The organism is Pseudomonas sp. AIG (assembly GCF_977020205.1).
The window spans coordinates 1-17,528 of sequence record NZ_CDROCK010000055.1; the positions used below are offsets into that span (position 1 = coordinate 1).

A 17,528-nucleotide genomic window follows, 5' to 3' on the forward strand; every position below is an offset into this window, starting at 1 on the left:
GGGAACGATCTGACCCGAACTAATCCGGCAACTCCAGATTATCCATCACCCGATTCACCGCCAACTCCCCCAGCATGATCAATTGCGCGATCCCCAACAGCGTTCTGCGCTGCGATGCGGGTATGAGATGGGCGAAGTCATGGGCGATGGTTCTGGCGGAGGCGAGGGTTTCGCTGGCATCGGCCAGCAGCTCCTCGTTTTTGAAGTCCGCGGTGACGGCGTACATCCGGCGGGTTTTGCGTGGTGGTGGGGTGGAGCCGGGTGGACAGAGATAGTGATCGAGGGCGCGGTCGGCGGCGTCGTGGAGTTTTTTTGAATCGAGGGATTCGTAGGGGGAGGTGTGGATCATAGACAACTTCGTTCATTGGAATGTAGGTGCGACGCGCAAAATTTAATTGCTACTGATGGTCTGATTTTGTGTTTGTGCCGCAATGCCGTCCGTCGGAAGCCTGCGCCTACCTGTAATTTATGACAGTAGCCAACCCTGCCTGTCGCAGGTGTAAATAAAGCTTCATCCATACCACCCACGACAGGAGTCTCACCCCATGACCGATCTAATACTCAGCATCAGCACCGGGCCCTATAACATCGCCCCGTCTGGCCGGCTCAAAAACATTGTCTTGGCACTCACCAGCGGTGTTGACCCCGTCCCCGGAGGCAAGGTTAAGCTGATTCTCCCGGCCAATTTTACGTACGCCGATGGCGGCAGCGGCCAGCGCGACTTCATCACCGACGAGAACGGTATGATCAAGGTCAAGGGCGTCAAGGCCGCTCCCGTCCTCGGCGATTACAGTCTGACCGCTACCAGTGGTAATTTGACCGCCAGGGCAACCGTAACCGTTACAGAGCTGGGGCCGATCGATAACATCCCGGTCGACGGCTATCCGGAAGAAATCGCTGTCAGCCCGGACGGTACCCGCGCTTATGTCTGCCTGTCAGGTGGCACGGTCTCGGTGATTGATACGACGACGAATCGAGTTCTGACGGACATATTGGTCAGCTCCAATTCGGAAGGGATTGTCGTCAGCCCGGACAGTAACCGCGCTTACGTCGGCTTGCGTAACCACAACACGGTCGCAGTGATTGATACGGCGACAAATCAGGTCTTGACAAGTATCCCGGTCGGGAACTTTCCGCGCGGGCTTGCCATCAGGCCGGACGGTAAGCGCGCTTATGTCTGCAACTTTAACAGCGACACGGTCTCGGTGATTGATACCGCGACGGATCAAGTCCTGATGAGCATCCCGGTCGATCCAGGCCCATACCGTATTGCCGTCAGCCCGAACGGTAAACGAGTTTATGTCTGCAGCAGCAGTACGGACACGTTCTTGGTGATTAATACGGCGACGGATCAAGTCTTGACGAGGTTCCAAATCGGGAGCAAGTCGTCCCATGTCGTCGTCAGCCCGGACGGTCTTTACGCTTATGTCGGCACCCACGACAGCACGGTCTTGGTGATTGATACGGCGATGGCCGAGGTCCTGACGAGCATCCCACTTGACAGCAACGCAAGGGGAATCGCTGTCAGCCCGGATGGTACCCGCATGTATGTCAGCTTATCTGCAAGGGAATATTCGGTGATTGACACGAGATCGAACCAAGTCCTCAAGACCATCGTACTCGGGCGGACCCCGGCCGGAGTGGCCTTCAGCCCGGACGGTACCCGCGTTTTTATATGCGCGAGAACTGATAATGTCGTATCGGTGATTGATGCGGCGAAGGTTTGAGTCCTGGCGATATACCGGTCGGAGCGGTCCGACCGGATTTGCAATCAGCCTAGACGGTACCGGCACGCACGTTACCGTGGGGGGATTGGAGTTGGGGAGAAAGATCTGTGCCCATTAACCCCAACCTTTTTTAACATTGTAAATATCTGGTGACCGGGGGGGACTCTCAAAGGGTATCAACAGCCAAACTGAGATTTGTCTAAAACCTTAAGCATCGCCTTCAGTCCGCTGAGGCAAAGGAAAGTAGCCGAAACGAAAAACCGCTTTCCCGACAAGGGGCTGCGGTTTTTTACGCCTCAAGACATGTAGTGGCCGCGAGGGCGCTTTCGTGAGCAAGTTCCCACAGGAATCTTCATTGATTACAAGTTTTGTATTCGCCCTGGAACAAATGTGGGCTTGCTCGCAAAGGGGCCGGCACTGTCACCGAATCACTTAGCCGAACCGCATCACCCCGGCAACTACCCGATTCACCGCCAGCTCCCCCAGCATGATCAACTGCGCGATCCCCAACAGCGTCCTGCGCTGCGACGCGGGGATGAGATGGGCAAAGTCATGGACGATGGTTCTGGCTGAGGCGAGTGTTTCGCTGGCATCGGCCAGCAGTTCTTCGTTTTTGAAGTCCGCGGTGACGGCGTACATCCGGCGGGTTTTACGGGGCGGTGGGGTGGAGCCAGGTGGGCAGAGGTAGGGATCGAGGGCGCGGTCGGCGGCGTCGTGGAGCTTTTTTGAATCGAGGGATTCGTAGGGGGAGGTGGGGTCGGTTTCAGAATCCGACCCAGGGTGCACAAGCCGGCGGATTCTGGCTTGGCTGTAGGCAATGGCGCAAAGATTTTTAGCCTATGAGGCGTGTCTGAAGGTGTCCTTTAAACAGCTTCGTTTAAATCGAAAAATTTGTGCCGGACATAAGGGCCTCTTCGCGAGCAGGCTCGCTCCCACAAGAGACTGCATTCCAAATGTGAGAGTGAAATGCACACCAAATGTAGGAGTGAGCCTGCTCGCGATAGCGGAGTGTCAGTTGACGAATTTTTTGGATGACACACCGCTATCGCGAGCAGGCTCACTCCTACAGTGGTCGCGTACACCTCCCTCTCTGTTTCAATCAATCGCAAAAGTTGGAAAGCTTCTTGCAGTACCCGCCGTGAGCCCGCTCTGGGCGTCAAAAGTTTGCTTTAAAGGAACGGGGAAAACCGGTGGATCGCTCTCAGTTATTCAACACAGCTCGCACGAATGTTGCCGACCTCAGTCGAGGCAATCTGGGCGTGCCGTTGTTGCTGCTGGTGATGCTGGCGATGATGATGTTGCCGGTGCCGCCGTTCCTGCTCGACGTGTTTTTTACCTTCAACATTGCCCTGTCGATTGTCGTCCTGCTGGTCTGCGTGTACGCGCTGCGGCCGCTGGATTTCGCCGTGTTCCCGACGATTCTGCTGGTCGCGACGTTATTGCGGCTGGCGTTGAACGTAGCCTCGACGCGGGTGGTAATGCTCCACGGTCAGGACGGCCACGCCGCGGCCGGTAAGGTGATTCAGGCCTTCGGTGAGGTGGTGATCGGCGGTAACTACGTGGTCGGTATCGTGGTCTTCGCGATCCTGATGATCATCAACTTCGTCGTGGTAACCAAGGGTGCCGGGCGGATTTCCGAGGTGAGCGCGCGTTTCACCCTCGATGCGATGCCCGGCAAACAAATGGCGATCGACGCCGACCTCAACGCCGGCCTGATCGACCAGAACCAGGCCAAGGCGCGCCGTCAGGAAGTCGCCCAAGAGGCTGAGTTCTACGGTTCGATGGACGGTGCCAGCAAATTCGTCCGCGGTGACGCCATCGCCGGTTTGCTGATTCTGTTCATCAACCTCATCGGCGGCATGGCCGTTGGTATCTTCCAGCACGGCATGAGCTTTGGCGACGCCGGCCGGGTTTACGCGTTGTTGACCATCGGTGACGGTTTAGTGGCGCAATTGCCATCACTGTTGTTATCGACAGCGGCAGCGATCATGGTGACCCGTGCTTCCGGTTCGGAAGACATGGGCAAGCAGATTAATCGCCAGATGTTCGCCTCGCCGAAAGCGCTGGCGGTGGCGGCCGGTCTGATGGCGGTCATGGGCCTGGTGCCGGGCATGCCGCACTTCTCGTTCCTGAGCATGGCAGCACTGGCCGCTGGCGGCGCCTACCTGTTCTGGAAGAAGCAGAACGTCGCCAAAGTCGTGGCGCTGGAAGAGGTCAAGCGTCAGCAGGAACTGCTGCCGTCGCCGGCCCGCGCCATGGAAACCAAAGAGTTGGGCTGGGACGACGTGACGCCAATCGACATGATCGGTCTGGAAGTCGGCTATCGTTTGATTCCGCTGGTGGACCGCAATCAGGGCGGGCAATTGCTGGCGCGGATCAAGGGCGTGCGCAAGAAGCTCTCGCAGGATCTCGGCTTCCTGATGCCGACCGTGCACATCCGCGACAACCTCGACCTGGCGCCGAGCGCCTATCGCCTGACCCTGATGGGCGTGATTCTCGCCGAAGCCGAGATCTACCCGGATCGCGAACTGGCGATCAACCCGGGCCAGGTCTACGGCACGCTCAACGGTATCAACGCCAAAGATCCGGCTTTCGGCCTGGAGGCGGTGTGGATCGAAATCAGCCAACGTGCGCAGGCACAATCGCTCGGTTACACCGTGGTTGACGCCAGCACCGTGGTCGCGACGCACTTGAACCAGATTCTGTACAAGCACTCCAGCGAGCTCATCGGCCACGAAGAAGTGCAGCAACTCATGCAATTGCTGGCCAAAAGCTCGCCGAAACTGGCGGAAGAGCTGGTGCCGGGCGTGGTGTCGTTGTCGCAGTTGCTCAAAGTGCTGCAAGCGTTGCTCGCCGAACACGTGCCGGTGCGCGATATCCGCAGCATCGCCGAGGCCATCGCCAACAACGCCGCGAAGAGTCAAGATACCGCCGCGTTGGTGGCTGCTGTGCGAGTCGGCGTATCGCGTGCCATCGTCCAAAGCATTGTAGGCACTGAGTCCGAGCTGCCTGTGATCACCTTGGAACCAAGGTTGGAACAAATATTGCTCAATAGTCTGCAGAAGGCAGGACAAGGCTCGGAAGAGGGCGTTCTGCTGGAGCCAAGCATGGCCGAGAAGCTGCAGCGTTCGCTCATCGAAGCGGCGCAGCGTCAGGAAATGCAAGGTCAGCCGGTGATCCTTTTGGTCGCTGGCCCGATCCGCGCGATGCTCTCGCGCTTTGGCCGCCTCGCAGTCCCTGGATTGCATGTGCTGGCCTACCAGGAAATACCGGACAACAAGCAAGTGACCATCGTTGCGACAGTAGGGCCCAACGGCTGAGGTAGTGGTTTATGCAAGTTAAGCGTTTCTTTGCCGCCGATATGCGTCAGGCCATGAAGCTGGTTCGTGATGAGCTGGGCGCTGATGCCGCCATCATTGGCAACCGCCGCATTGCCGGCGGTGTCGAGCTGACGGCGGCACTGGATTACAAACTGTCGGCGCTGGCGCCACGGGTTCCGAACATGGAACTCGAGGACGAGCTGCGCAAGACCCAGTCGCGCATCGTCACCGCCCAGGCCGAGCTGAGCCTGCGTGGCGAAGCCGACGGCAATAGCAATCGCCAGATTTTCGCCGGGCTGCCATTGACGGCGGGTCTGCCGCTGACCGCTGCCGAGCCGCTGAGCGAGCCGACTTACGCCGCCCCGGCGCGTCCGGCCCCGGCGCCTGCGCAGTCCTCCGGCGGTGTCGATCCGCGTGCCCTGGATTCGATGCGCTTTGAATTGAACAGCCTGCGCGAGCTGATGGAAGTCCAGCTCGGCACCCTGGCCTGGAATCAGCTGCAAGGCAGCCGTCCGGCGCAAGCCAATCTGTATCGCCGTCTGCAACGTATTGGCCTTTCCGGGCCGTTGTCGCGCGATCTGCTGGCGATGATCACTGATATCGAAGAGCCGCGTCAGGCCTGGCGCATGCTGCTCGCGCACCTGGCGCGGATGATTGCCGTACCGGAAGTCGAGCCGCTGGAAGAGGGCGGTGTGATTGCCATGGTCGGCCCTGCCGGCATGGGCAAGACCACCACGCTGGCCAAGCTCGCCGCGCGTTATGTGCTGAAATACGGCGCGCAGAATGTCGCGCTGGTGAGCATGGACAGTTTCCGCATCGGCGCTCAGGAACAACTGAAGACGCTGGGCCGCATTCTCAATGTGCCAGTGACTCACGTCGATCCGGGGCAATCGTTGGTGCAGGCGCTGGATCCACTGCTGCGCAAACGCGTGGTATTGATCGATACTGCCGGCCTGCAAGCCAGCGATCCAGCGCTGCGCATGCAGCTGGAAAGTCTGGCCGGGCGTGGCATTCGTTCAAAAAATTATCTGGTCTTGGCAACCACCAGCCAGAAACAGGTTCTAACCGCCGCTTATCACAGTTACAAGCGTTGCGGGCTAGCCGGGTGCATCCTGACTAAACTGGATGAAACGGCCAGCCTTGGCGAAGTGTTGAGCCTGGCGATCAGTCATGAATTGCCGGTCGCGTACCTGACCGATGGCCCACGGATTCCGGATGATTTGCATCTGCCGCGCCGTCATCAACTGGTCAGCCGCGCCGTCAGCGTGCAAATGCAGGAAGAACCCAGCGAAGAAGCCATGGCTGACATGTTCGCTGATATCTATCACAGCCCGACCAAGCAGGTAGGCTGAGGTATTCATGAACAGTTTTTGTACCTACATCGATGGTCTGCCATGCATTGTTCCGGTTGTGAACGCGCAGCCAGTAATGTGGCCTCCGTCTATGCAAGACAAGGTAAAGAAATAACATGGGCAGCATGCATCCCGTACAGGTGATCGCGGTGACCGGCGGCAAAGGTGGCGTCGGCAAGACTAACGTGTCAGTGAACTTGTCGCTGGCGCTGGCAGAGCTTGGCCGTCGGGTCATGCTGCTGGACGCCGATCTGGGACTGGCGAACGTCGACGTTTTGTTGGGTCTGACCCCTAAACGCACACTGGCCGACGTGATCGAAGGCCGTTGCGAATTGCGCGACGTGCTGTTGCAAGGCCCCGGTGGCATCCGCATCGTCCCGGCCGCGTCCGGCACGCAGAGCATGGTGCACCTGAGCCCGGCGCAACACGCCGGTCTGATTCAGGCGTTCAGCGACATCGGCGACAATCTCGACGTACTGGTGATCGACACCGCTGCGGGTATTGGTGACTCGGTAGTCAGTTTTGTTCGCGCCGCGCAAGAAGTGTTGCTGGTGGTCTGCGACGAGCCGACCTCGATCACTGACGCTTACGCACTGATCAAATTGCTTAACCGTGATTACGGCATGAACCGCTTCCGCGTCCTCGCCAACATGGCGCAGAGCCCGCAGGAAGGGCGCAACCTGTTCGCCAAGTTGACCAAGGTCACGGATCGCTTCCTTGACGTCGCTCTACAATACGTCGGCGCCGTGCCTTACGACGAAAGCGTGCGTAAAGCGGTGCAGAAGCAGCGTGCGGTGTACGAAGCCTTCCCGCGTTCCAAGTGCGCGCTGGCGTTCAAGGCGATCGCGCAGAAGGTCGACACCTGGCCGCTGCCCGCCAACCCGCGTGGCCACCTTGAATTTTTCGTCGAGCGCCTCGTGCAGCAAACGGCAGGGCCCGTGCTATGACCGCAAGCGGTATGAACTACTACAAGAAGTCGGCACGTGACGCGCAGTACGAACTGATCGAGCGTTACGCGCCACTGGTCAAACGCATTGCCTATCACTTGCTGGCGCGATTGCCGGCGAGTGTGCAGGTCGAAGACCTGATCCAGGCCGGGATGATCGGCCTGCTCGAAGTCTCGACCAAATATGACGCCAGCAAAGGCGCCAGTTTCGAAACGTACGCGGGCATTCGAATCCGCGGCGCGATGCTCGACGAAGTGCGCAAAGGGGACTGGGCGCCACGCTCGGTTCACCGCAATACCCGTATGGTCAGTGACGCAATTCGCTCAATTGAAGCTAAAACCGGCCGTGATGCTAAAGATCACGAGGTTGCGGCCGAACTCCAATTGAGTCTCGACGATTACTACGGGATTTTGAATGACACCTTGGGCAGCCGCCTGTTCAGTTTCGACGACCTGCTGCAGGACGGCGAACACGAAGGGCTGCACGAGGATGGCGCGAGTGCTCATCTTGAGCCGTCACGCGATCTGGAAGATGAACGTTTCCAGGCCGCGTTGGCGGACGCGATTGCCAATTTGCCGGAGCGTGAGCGACTGGTGTTGGCGCTGTACTACGACGAAGAGCTGAACCTCAAGGAGATCGGTGAAGTCCTTGGCGTCAGTGAATCGCGGGTCAGCCAGTTACACAGCCAGTGCGCGGCCCGTTTGCGGGGGCGTTTGGGGGAGTGGCGAGCGCGCTGAAGGCAGTGTGGGGACACTGCGAACGAGGCTGGTGCGGTGATGAGCGGCACCGGTCTTGCTCTGTTGTGCTCCAGACAGTCTTCGAGTGCTGCGCCGATTGATTGAAGTGGCGCGTCCAGGTGCTGGGCGCGTTTAAGACTGCTTGGAGGTCGAATTGAACAAAGACATGAAAATCCTCATCGTTGATGACTTCTCAACGATGCGGCGGATCATCAAGAACCTGCTGCGCGATCTTGGGTTCACCAACACCGTCGAGGCCGACGATGGCATTACTGCCATTCCGGTACTCAACAGCGGCAGCATCGACTTTCTGGTAACGGACTGGAACATGCCGGGCATGACCGGTATCGACCTGCTGCGCCACGTGCGTGCCGATGAAAAACTCAAGCACCTGCCAGTGCTGATGGTGACTGCAGAAGCCAAGCGCGAGCAGATCATCGAAGCCGCTCAGGCCGGTGTGAACGGCTACGTCGTCAAACCTTTCACGGCTCAGGCGTTGAAAGACAAAATCGAGAAGATTTTCGAACGCATCGGCTGATGAACGCGCGGGGGAGCTATGGAGCATAACGAATCTTCACAGGGCGATTTCGAGTCGACCCTGAAAAAACACGCGGTCGAACTGGTCGAAAGCCTTGAAAAAGGCAGGTTCGGCGACGCTGTGCAACTGATCCATGAGCTCAATCAGACCCGTGACCGTGGCCTGTACCAGGAAGTGGGCAAGCTCACACGTGAATTGCACAGTGCGATCGTCAACTTCCAGATCGACCCGAACATGCCGCAGGCCGAGGAAGTGTCGCAAATCACCGACGCCACCGAACGCCTGGGCTATGTGGTCAAGCTGACGGAAGCCGCGGCCAACCGCACCATGGATCTGGTGGAAAGCGCCACGCCGGTGGTCAACAGTCTGGCTGATGAAGCGCAGACCTTGAGTGCCGATTGGGGTCGCTTCATGCGTCGCGAGGTCGGGGCTGAAGAGTTCCGCGAACTGGCGCGCCGGGTCGACGGTTTTCTGTCGCGCAGCAGCACGGACAACCGTGCGGTGTCGAGCAATCTCAACGACATCCTGCTGGCCCAGGATTACCAGGACCTGACCGGTCAGGTGATCAAACGTGTGACCCAACTGGTTACCGAAGTCGAAAGCAATTTGCTCAAACTCGTGCTCATGGCCAGTCAGGTCGACCGCTTTGCGGGCATCGAACATGACCGCGCCGCGATGCTTGCAGAAAAAGATCCACAAAAACATCTCTCGCAGGGTGAAGGTCCGCAGATTCATGCCGATAAACGAGAAGACGTTGTGTCCGGTCAGGACGATGTGGACGATTTGTTATCCAGCCTCGGGTTCTAGAGTTTTGGAATTTTAGGTTTTTTGGGTTTTTAGACCTGTAGGAGCACCCCATTAATGAGCTTCGGCGCCGATGAAGAGATCCTTCAGGATTTCCTGGTTGAGGCCGGCGAGATTCTTGAGCAACTGTCCGAACAACTGGTCGAGCTGGAAAGCCGTCCGGATGACGCAGATCTGCTCAACGCAATTTTTCGCGGTTTCCACACTGTAAAAGGGGGCGCCGGCTTCCTTCAGCTCAATGAGCTGGTGGAGTGCTGTCACATCGCCGAAAACGTGTTCGACATCCTGCGCAAGGGTGAGCGTCGCGTTGATGCAGAACTGATGGACGTTGTCCTCGAAGCACTGGACGCGGTGAACAGTATGTTCACTGAGGTTCGTGAGCGTGCGCCGATCACTGCTGCCACCCCGGAACTGCTGGCCGCCCTGGCGCGCCTGGCCGAACCGCAAGCGGCGGATGCAGCCCCGGCGTCGCCGGTGGCCGAGATGATCGAAGAACTGGTCGTCGAAGGCGACTCGTCGGGCGACATCACCGATAACGAATTTGAGCAACTGCTGGACTCGCTGAACGCCGTCAAGGCCGAAGCCGAAGCCCCGGCCGCTGCTGCACCTGCGCAAACGGCCGCTGAAGCCGCGAGCGATGAAATCACCGATGCCGAGTTCGAGTCGTTGCTCGATCAGTTGCACGGCAAAGGCCAGTTCGCGGTGGACGCGGTTGCGCCAGTTGCGGCAGCCCCTGCGGCACCGGCCAAGGGCGACAGCTCTGACATCACCGACGACGAATTCGAAGCATTACTCGATCAGTTGCATGGCAAGGGCAACTTTGCCGTCGATGCACTGGAGTCGGCGATTGCTTCGGCCCCTGCGCCAGCCGCACCCGCTGCTGCTGCGGCCGGTAGCGATCTGATCAGCGATCACGAGTTCGAATCGCTGCTCGACGAATTGCACGGTAAAGGCAAGTTCAGCGAAGTCGGCACCGCCGCTGCTGGCAGTGCTTCGACCGTCGCCACGCCGGCTGCCAAGGCACCGGCCGCTGTTGCAGCGCCCAAGCCTGCCGCCAAGCCTGAGCCAAAAGCCGAAGCGCCGAAACCGGCTGCCGCTGCTGCACCGGCTCCGGCCCGTGCCGCCGCTGCGCCGCCACCGGAAAAACCGGCGAGCGAAGCCGAAACCACCGTGCGCGTCGACACGGCTCGTCTCGACGAAATCATGAACATGGTCGGCGAGTTGGTGCTGGTGCGTAACCGTCTGGTGCGTCTGGGCCTGAACAGCGGCGATGAAGCCATGCAAAAGGCCGTGTCGAACCTCGACGTGGTCACGGCTGACTTGCAGACCGCCGTAATGAAGACGCGGATGCAGCCGATCAAGAAGGTCTTCGGGCGCTTCCCGCGTCTGGTTCGAGATCTGGCGCGTCAGCTCAAGAAAGAGATCAACCTGGAACTGGTGGGTGAAGAAACCGACCTCGACAAAAACCTTGTCGAGGCCCTGGCCGACCCGCTGGTCCACTTGGTGCGCAACGCCGTCGACCATGGCATCGAGTCGCCGGAAGAACGCGAAGCGTCGGGCAAGGCCCGTGGCGGTCGTGTGGTACTGGCGGCCGAACAGGAAGGCGACCACATCCTGCTGTCGATCTCCGATGACGGCAAAGGCATGGACCCGAACGTCCTGCGCGCCATCGCGGTAAAACGCGGTGTGATGGACAAGGACGCGGCCGATCGCCTCAGCGATACCGAGTGCTACAACCTGATTTTTGCCCCGGGTTTCTCGACCAAGACCGAGATCTCCGACGTCTCCGGCCGCGGTGTCGGCATGGACGTGGTGAAGACCAAGATTTCCCAGCTCAACGGTTCGATCAACATCTACTCGACCAAGGGCCAGGGCTCGAAGATCGTCATCAAGGTGCCGCTGACCCTCGCGATCATGCCAACCCTGATGGTCATGCTCGGCAATCAGGCATTTGCGTTCCCGTTGGTCAACGTCAACGAAATCTTCCACCTCGACCTGTCGACCACCAACGTCGTCGACGGTCAGGAAGTGGTGATCGTGCGGGACAAGGCGCTGCCATTGTTCTACCTCAAGCGCTGGCTGGTCAGCTCCGCCGCTCACGAAGAGCAGCGTGAAGGCCATGTGGTGATTCTTTCGGTGGGCACTCAGCGGATCGGCTTCGTCGTCGATCAACTGGTCGGTCAGGAAGAAGTGGTCATCAAGCCATTGGGCAAAATGCTGCAGGGCACTCCGGGCATGTCCGGCGCCACCATTACCGGTGACGGCCGCATCGCGCTGATTCTCGATGTTCCAAGCATGCTCAAGCGTTACGCCGCACGGCGTATTTGAATCCGGGGCGGCGGGGCGACAACGTCCCGCTGCACCTAATGGAGTGTTTATGGCAGTCAAAGTCCTGGTGGTGGACGATTCGGGTTTTTTCCGCCGCCGCGTCTCGGAAATTCTTTCAGCGGATCCGAGCATTCAGGTGGTCGGCACCGCCACCAACGGTAAAGAGGCGATCGATCAGGCCCTGGCACTCAAGCCGGACGTGATCACCATGGACTACGAGATGCCGATGATGGACGGCATCACGGCAGTGCGGCACATCATGCAGCGCTGCCCGACCCCGGTGTTGATGTTCTCCTCGCTGACGCACGAAGGCGCCCGGGTCACCCTGGATGCGCTGGACGCTGGCGCGGTGGATTTCCTGCCGAAGAATTTCGAAGACATCTCGCGTAACCCGGAGAAGGTCAAGCAACTGCTGTGCGAAAAGGTCCATAGCATTTCGCGCAGTAACCGTCGTTTCAGTGCTTACAGCGCGCCGGCTCCAGTGGCTGCGCCAGCACCGACGCCTTCTCCGGCGCCGTCGAGTTTCGGCAGCCACAGCAGCAGTCACAGCAGCAGCGTTCCGGCACGTCCGGCACCTGCACCGGCACCCACTCGCGCCCCGGCCGCCAGCGCATCGTCGCCAGCGCCGAAACGCAAAGCCTACAAACTGGTTGCCATTGGCACCTCTACGGGTGGTCCGGTTGCGCTGCAACGCGTGCTGACTCAGTTGCCGGCGAATTTCCCGGCGCCGATCGTGCTGATCCAGCACATGCCGGCAGCGTTCACCAAGGCCTTCGCCGAACGCCTCGACAAGCTGTGCCGCATCAGCGTCAAGGAAGCCGAGGATGGCGACATCCTGCGTCCGGGCCTGGCGTTGCTCGCCCCGGGTGGCAAGCAAATGATGATCGATGGCCGTGGCGCGGTGAAGATTCTGCCGGGCGACGAGCGCTTGAACTACAAGCCGTGCGTGGACATCACCTTCGGTTCGGCGGCGAAATCCTACGGCGACAAAGTTCTGGCGGTGGTGTTGACCGGCATGGGCGCCGATGGCCGTGAAGGCGCGCGTCTGCTCAAGCAGGGCGGCAGCGCGGTGTGGGCGCAGGATGAAGCCAGTTGCGTGATCTACGGCATGCCAATGGCCATTGTCAAAGCTGACCTCGCTGACGCGGTGTATAGCCTCGACGACATCGGCAAACACATTGTCGAGGCGTGTCTCTGATGGATGTTTTAAGCCTTATCGGGATCATCATGGCGTTCGTCGCCATCATCGGTGGTAACTACCTTGAGGGTGGTCACCTCGGTGCGCTGGCCAACGGCCCGGCGGCATTGATCGTACTGGGCGGCACCATCGGTGCCGCACTGCTGCAATCGCCGATGAGCGCGTTCAAGCGCGCCATGCAGATCCTTGCCTGGATTCTGTTTCCGCCACGGGTCGATCTGGCCGGTGGCATCGACCGCGTCGTCAACTGGAGCCTCACCGCGCGCAAGGAAGGCCTGCTGGGCCTTGAAGGCGTGGCCGATGCCGAACCTGACAACTACTCGCGCAAAGGCCTGCAATTGCTGGTTGACGGCGCCGAGCCGGAAGCGATCCGCAGCATCCTCGAAGTGGATTTCTACACCCAGGAAGCCCGCGACATCGAGGCGGCGAAAGTCTTCGAAAGCATGGGCGGCTACGCGCCGACCATCGGCATCATCGGTGCGGTGATGGGCTTGATCCACGTGATGGGCAACCTCGCCGATCCGACGCAACTGGGCAGCGGCATTGCCGTGGCGTTCGTCGCGACCATTTACGGCGTGGCCAGTGCCAACCTGGTGTTGCTGCCGGTGGCGGCCAAGCTGAAGTCCATCGCGTTGCGACAGTCGCGTTATCGCGAAATGTTGTTGGAAGGGATCCTGTCGATCGCCGAAGGTGAAAACCCTCGCTCCATTGAGTTGAAGCTGCAAGGCTTCATGGATTAAGGGAATAACCTCATGGCCCGTCGTCGCCACCAGGAAGAGCATGTAAACCACGAACGCTGGCTGGTTTCCTACGCTGACTTCATCACATTGCTGTTCGCGTTCTTCGTGGTGATGTACTCGATTTCGTCGATCAACGAAGGCAAGTACAAGGAAATTTCCGAAGCGCTGGTCGGCGTCTTCAAAGACTCCGACCGCGCGCTCAAACCGATCCAGATCGGCGACGAGCGGCCGAAAACCGTGACCCCGGCCAAGCCGCTGGTCAAGGACGCCGAGCAGATCGACGCCGGTATTGCCGGTGCCAGCGATCCGCTGAAAAGCATCGCCGATGACATCAGTGCTGCGTTCGGTGACTTGATCAGCTCCAATCAGATGACCGTGCGTGGCAACGAGCTCTGGGTCGAGATCGAACTCAACTCCAGCCTGTTGTTCGGCAGCGGCGACGCCATGCCGAGTGACATCGCGTTCAACATCATCGACAAGGTTGCAGCGATTCTGAAACCGTTCGACAACCCGATCCACGTCGAAGGCTTTACCGACGATCAGCCGATCCGCACTGCGCAGTACCCGACCAACTGGGAACTGTCCTCGGCGCGTTCGGCGAGCATCGTGCGCATGTTGGCGATGCAGGGTGTGAACCCCGGTCGCCTGGCTTCGGTGGGTTACGGCGAATTCCAGCCGGTCGCCAATAACGCTACTGCCGAAGGCCGCGCGAAAAACCGTCGCGTGGTGCTGGTGGTGTCGCGCAACCTCGATGTGCGCCGCAGCCTGACGGGCACAGGGACCGCCAACGCGCAACCGGACGCCGCGTTGAAGCGTGCTGGCACACAAACTGCACCGACCCCGGTCAAGACGCCGGGACGCGAGAGTGCCGTCAATTCTCCGTCACCCGCATTAACACGCTGAGCTATGTCTCGGTCGAGCATATCGGCCGGGAGGAACGAACTGAATGAGAGTCTGGGCAGTCGCCAATCAAAAGGGTGGTGTCGGTAAAACCACATCTTCCATCGCTTTAGCCGGGTTGCTGGCCGAGGCGGGCAAGCGCGTGGTCGTGGTCGATCTCGACCCGCACGGCTCGATGACCAGCTATTTCGGCTACGACCCCGACAGCCTGGAACACAGCAACTACGACCTGTTTCTGCACAAGGGCAGCGTGCCGCAAGGCCTGCCGGGGCAGTTGCTGTTGTCGACCAGCGATGAACGCATTTCCCTGCTGCCATCGAGCACCGCGCTGGCAACCCTTGAGCGGCAGTCGCCGGGGCAGAGTGGCTTGGGTCTGGTGATCGCCAAGAGTCTGGCGCAGCTGTGGCAGGATTTCGATTACGCGGTGATCGACAGCCCGCCGTTGCTCGGTGTGCTGATGGTCAACGCCCTCGCGGCGAGCCAGCAACTTGTGATCCCGGTGCAAACCGAACACCTGGCCGTCAAAGGTCTGGAGCGCATGGTCAACACCTTGGCGATGATCAACCGCTCACGCAAACAGGCACTGCCGTTCAGCATCGTGCCGACCCTGTTCGATCGCCGTACGCAGGCCTCGATGCATACCTTGCGCGTGCTGCGCGACAAATTTCCCGACGAGATCTGGCAGGGTTACATCCCGGTCGATACCCGTCTGCGCGATGCCAGCCGTGCCGGTGTCACGCCTTCGCAATTCGACGGCAAGAGCCGTGGCGTGCTGGCCTATCGCGCGCTGCTCAAGCACCTGTTGGCGCAACAACTTGTTCCGCAGGTGGCTTGAATGATTTTGACTTGTGTAGGAGCTGCCGAAGGCTGCGATCTTTTGATCTTGCTTTGTGGTGCTTCTGAAAAGATCAAAAGATCGCAGCCTGCGGCAGCTCCTACCTGGGGTTGCGTATGAATCGGCCGCTCAAGTTGACGTCGAAGCCGCAATTGGCGTTGCAGTCTTATCTGGATAATTTGCTGCAGGAAATTCCTGAGGAGCTGCCGCCGGTCATTGAGGCGCAGCCTGAAGTTGCCGAAAGCAGCGAGGCGCTGGACGAGTTTCAGGCAGCGGTACTGGAAGAGCAGGCACGTGATGCGCAGAAGGCTGCCAAACCTGTCGCACCGGTTGTTGCGCCTGCCGCCGCACCGGTCGCCAAGGCACCGGTTGCATTGATTGAAGAAGCCGAGCCGGTTCGCGCGTCGATCTCGACACTGGCACCGCTGCTGCAAACCCAGCTGCTGAAAACCGCGCCGGAACCGGCCGTGGTCGAACCGGCTCCAGCACCTGCTCCAGTTGCACCCGCACCCGTCGAGCAGACGCTGGTCCCGCCGCTGGTGGAAGTGCATCTGCCGCCGAACAACACGCCGCCACCGGTGGAAACCGATGGTCGCCCGGCCTGGGCCTCGGAAGCCTTCGAATGCCTGTTGTTCGACGTCGCTGGTTTGACCCTGGCGGTGCCACTGGTCTGCCTGGGTTCGATCTATTCGCTGGCCGGCCACGAGCTGACGCCACTGTTCGGTCAGCCGGAATGGTTCCTCGGGATCCTGCCGAGCCAGGCCGGCAACCTGAAAGTCTTGGACACCGCACGCTGGGTCATGCCGGATCGCTACCGCGATGACTTCCGTCAGGGCTTGCAGTACGTGATTTCGGTACAAGGTTACGAGTGGGGACTGGCGGTGCATCAGGTCAGCCGCTCGTTGCGTCTGGACCCGAATGAAATCAAATGGAGAAGTCACCGGGGTCAGCGGCCATGGCTCGCCGGCACCGTGATTGAGCACATGTGTGCATTGCTTGACGTTTCCGCACTGGCCGAGTTGATCGCCAGCGGTGGGGCAAAGCACCTGAGCGGCCACAAGCCGCTACATAAACCGACATAGCAGCCGACATAACAATCAGGCGACGGCATTGTTGAATGCCGCCACACAGAACACACACCGCTCAGCGCGGTTTTTTTCGAGGGGTCAGGGTATGAGTAGTCAGGCGACGAATGCAAAAGGTTCTGAAGATCCGATCCTGCAATGGGTGACCTTCAAACTGGACAACGAAACCTACGGCATCAACGTGATGCGCGTTCAGGAAGTGCTGCGCTACACCGAGATCGCTCCGGTGCCGGGCGCGCCAAGCTACGTGCTGGGCATCATCAACCTGCGCGGTAACGTGGTCACCGTGATCGACACCCGTCAGCGCTTCGGCCTGAACAGCGGCGAGATCAGCGACAACACCCGTATCGTCATCATCGAAGCCGACAAGCAAGTCGTCGGCATCATGGTCGACAGCGTGGCCGAAGTGGTTTACCTGCGTCAGTCGGAAATCGAGACGGCGCCGAACGTCGGCAACGAAGAGTCGGCCAAGTTCATCCAGGGCGTGTGCAACAAGAACAACGAGTTGCTGATCCTGGTCGAGTTGGACAAGATGATGAGCGAAGAAGAATGGTCGGACCTGGAGAATATCTGATTGATTCTCGAGGTCGCGGTCATTGTCCTGTTCCTCTTCTGGGCAGGCACGCTGGCAATGTTTGTGTCGTACATCAAGGCGCAGCGGGTCATCGCTGCGCAACAGGCTCAGGGCGATGCGCTGCGTGATCAGCGCATCAAGGACCTGGCCAAGCGTGTCGACGATTACCAGAACGGCAACGTGCGCATGGGCGAAGCCCTGCACGAACTGCGTGCGGTCGTCAGTCCATTGCCGGACAAAATCGTTCAGCTGGAACAGCGCGATCCATCGAGCCTGTCATTCGCCCAGGCGGCGAAACTGGTGGGCATGGGCGCGAGCGTCGATGAACTGACTCAGTCCTGCGGGTTGACCCAGGCTGAGGCGGAGTTGATGCGCAAACTTCACAAGAACTGATTGTCGTACCGGGATCATTCCCACGCTCTGCGTGGGAATGCATCTTGGGA

The 17,528-nt window shown here is 59.7% G+C and carries 17 protein-coding genes; 15 read left to right on the plus strand and 2 right to left on the minus strand.

Annotated features, from left to right (window positions below; translation table 11 throughout):
- Nucleotides 1-19: 19 nt before the first annotated feature.
- Nucleotides 20-349 (minus strand): DUF6124 family protein, encoded by a 330-nt coding sequence (locus ACWR1S_RS25365; RefSeq protein WP_454565411.1) that lies wholly within the window; start codon nt 347-349, stop codon nt 20-22.
- Nucleotides 350-545: 196 nt separating this feature from the next.
- On the opposite strand from ACWR1S_RS25365, the gene ACWR1S_RS25370 reads away from it, so the two are divergent.
- A complete protein-coding gene (locus tag ACWR1S_RS25370; protein ID WP_454565412.1) occupies nt 546-1,727 on the plus strand; it encodes a beta-propeller fold lactonase family protein in 1,182 nt (393 codons plus the stop codon).
- A gap of 432 nt (nt 1,728-2,159) precedes the next feature.
- On the opposite strand, the gene ACWR1S_RS25375 is transcribed toward ACWR1S_RS25370, so the two are convergent.
- The gene (locus ACWR1S_RS25375) at nt 2,160-2,513 is read right to left on the minus strand and encodes a DUF6124 family protein (RefSeq protein ID WP_454565413.1); all 354 of its coding nucleotides are present in this window, start codon (nt 2,511-2,513) and stop codon (nt 2,160-2,162) included.
- A gap of 404 nt (nt 2,514-2,917) precedes the next feature.
- Here ACWR1S_RS25375 and flhA point away from each other — a divergent pair, with 404 nt between their 5' ends.
- The 14 genes from flhA (at nt 2,918) to ACWR1S_RS25445 (ending at nt 17,478) form a co-directional block, all read left to right on the plus strand.
- Nucleotides 2,918-5,047, plus strand: a complete 2,130-nt coding sequence (gene flhA, locus ACWR1S_RS25380) for a flagellar biosynthesis protein FlhA (RefSeq protein ID WP_454565414.1) — start codon at nt 2,918-2,920, stop codon at nt 5,045-5,047.
- 11 nt (nt 5,048-5,058) lie between these two features.
- On the plus strand, nt 5,059-6,399 hold the full coding sequence (gene flhF, locus ACWR1S_RS25385; protein WP_008077677.1) for a flagellar biosynthesis protein FlhF: 1,341 nt from the start codon (nt 5,059-5,061) through the stop codon (nt 6,397-6,399).
- Between the two features lie 116 nt (nt 6,400-6,515).
- Nucleotides 6,516-7,346 (plus strand): flagellar synthesis regulator FleN, encoded by an 831-nt coding sequence (fleN, locus tag ACWR1S_RS25390; RefSeq protein WP_003222917.1) that lies wholly within the window; start codon nt 6,516-6,518, stop codon nt 7,344-7,346.
- Nucleotides 7,343-8,083: an RNA polymerase sigma factor FliA gene (gene fliA / locus ACWR1S_RS25395; protein WP_007920004.1), complete on the plus strand. Its 741-nt coding sequence runs from the start codon at nt 7,343-7,345 to the stop codon at nt 8,081-8,083. The genes fleN and fliA overlap by 4 nt, the downstream gene beginning before the upstream one ends.
- Before the next feature lie 166 nt (nt 8,084-8,249).
- Nucleotides 8,250-8,621, plus strand: a complete 372-nt coding sequence (locus ACWR1S_RS25400) for a chemotaxis response regulator CheY (RefSeq protein ID WP_008072643.1) — start codon at nt 8,250-8,252, stop codon at nt 8,619-8,621.
- A gap of 18 nt (nt 8,622-8,639) precedes the next feature.
- Complete coding sequence (locus ACWR1S_RS25405) at nt 8,640-9,428, plus strand: protein phosphatase CheZ (protein ID WP_007920000.1); 789 nt, start codon at nt 8,640-8,642, stop codon at nt 9,426-9,428.
- 54 nt (nt 9,429-9,482) lie between these two features.
- Complete coding sequence (locus ACWR1S_RS25410) at nt 9,483-11,753, plus strand: chemotaxis protein CheA (protein WP_454565415.1); 2,271 nt, start codon at nt 9,483-9,485, stop codon at nt 11,751-11,753.
- A gap of 49 nt (nt 11,754-11,802) precedes the next feature.
- Nucleotides 11,803-12,951, plus strand: a complete 1,149-nt coding sequence (locus ACWR1S_RS25415; protein WP_454565416.1) for a protein-glutamate methylesterase/protein-glutamine glutaminase — start codon at nt 11,803-11,805, stop codon at nt 12,949-12,951.
- Nucleotides 12,951-13,691 (plus strand): flagellar motor protein, encoded by a 741-nt coding sequence (locus tag ACWR1S_RS25420; protein ID WP_003222929.1) that lies wholly within the window; start codon nt 12,951-12,953, stop codon nt 13,689-13,691. The genes ACWR1S_RS25415 and ACWR1S_RS25420 overlap by 1 nt, the downstream gene beginning before the upstream one ends.
- Nucleotides 13,692-13,703: 12 nt before the next feature.
- Complete coding sequence (motD, locus tag ACWR1S_RS25425; RefSeq protein WP_016987477.1) at nt 13,704-14,594, plus strand: flagellar motor protein MotD; 891 nt, start codon at nt 13,704-13,706, stop codon at nt 14,592-14,594.
- 43 nt (nt 14,595-14,637) lie between these two features.
- Nucleotides 14,638-15,426: a ParA family protein gene (locus ACWR1S_RS25430; protein WP_008077691.1), complete on the plus strand. Its 789-nt coding sequence runs from the start codon at nt 14,638-14,640 to the stop codon at nt 15,424-15,426.
- A 116-nt stretch (nt 15,427-15,542) separates the two neighbouring features.
- Complete coding sequence (locus ACWR1S_RS25435; RefSeq protein WP_454565417.1) at nt 15,543-16,508, plus strand: CheW domain-containing protein; 966 nt, start codon at nt 15,543-15,545, stop codon at nt 16,506-16,508.
- A gap of 91 nt (nt 16,509-16,599) precedes the next feature.
- Nucleotides 16,600-17,085 (plus strand): chemotaxis protein CheW, encoded by a 486-nt coding sequence (locus tag ACWR1S_RS25440; protein ID WP_007919980.1) that lies wholly within the window; start codon nt 16,600-16,602, stop codon nt 17,083-17,085.
- Nucleotides 17,086-17,478, plus strand: coding sequence for a DUF2802 domain-containing protein (locus ACWR1S_RS25445; RefSeq protein WP_102900473.1), 393 nt, complete (start codon nt 17,086-17,088; stop codon nt 17,476-17,478). It begins immediately after the preceding gene.
- The last annotated feature ends 50 nt before the right edge of the window (nt 17,479-17,528 follow it).

Coding starts and splice junctions, on each gene's coding strand:
- ACWR1S_RS25365 (WP_454565411.1), bottom strand. CDS start 349: ATGATCCACACCTCCCCCTACGAATCCCTCGATTCAAAAAAACTCCAC.
- ACWR1S_RS25370 (WP_454565412.1), top strand. CDS start 546: ATGACCGATCTAATACTCAGCATCAGCACCGGGCCCTATAACATCGCC.
- flhF (WP_008077677.1), top strand. CDS start 5,059: ATGCAAGTTAAGCGTTTCTTTGCCGCCGATATGCGTCAGGCCATGAAG.
- fleN (WP_003222917.1), top strand. CDS start 6,516: ATGGGCAGCATGCATCCCGTACAGGTGATCGCGGTGACCGGCGGCAAA.
- fliA (WP_007920004.1), top strand. CDS start 7,343: ATGACCGCAAGCGGTATGAACTACTACAAGAAGTCGGCACGTGACGCG.
- ACWR1S_RS25400 (WP_008072643.1), top strand. CDS start 8,250: ATGAAAATCCTCATCGTTGATGACTTCTCAACGATGCGGCGGATCATC.
- ACWR1S_RS25405 (WP_007920000.1), top strand. CDS start 8,640: ATGGAGCATAACGAATCTTCACAGGGCGATTTCGAGTCGACCCTGAAA.
- ACWR1S_RS25410 (WP_454565415.1), top strand. CDS start 9,483: ATGAGCTTCGGCGCCGATGAAGAGATCCTTCAGGATTTCCTGGTTGAG.
- ACWR1S_RS25415 (WP_454565416.1), top strand. CDS start 11,803: ATGGCAGTCAAAGTCCTGGTGGTGGACGATTCGGGTTTTTTCCGCCGC.
- ACWR1S_RS25420 (WP_003222929.1), top strand. CDS start 12,951: ATGGATGTTTTAAGCCTTATCGGGATCATCATGGCGTTCGTCGCCATC.
- motD (WP_016987477.1), top strand. CDS start 13,704: ATGGCCCGTCGTCGCCACCAGGAAGAGCATGTAAACCACGAACGCTGG.
- ACWR1S_RS25430 (WP_008077691.1), top strand. CDS start 14,638: ATGAGAGTCTGGGCAGTCGCCAATCAAAAGGGTGGTGTCGGTAAAACC.
- ACWR1S_RS25435 (WP_454565417.1), top strand. CDS start 15,543: ATGAATCGGCCGCTCAAGTTGACGTCGAAGCCGCAATTGGCGTTGCAG.
- ACWR1S_RS25440 (WP_007919980.1), top strand. CDS start 16,600: ATGAGTAGTCAGGCGACGAATGCAAAAGGTTCTGAAGATCCGATCCTG.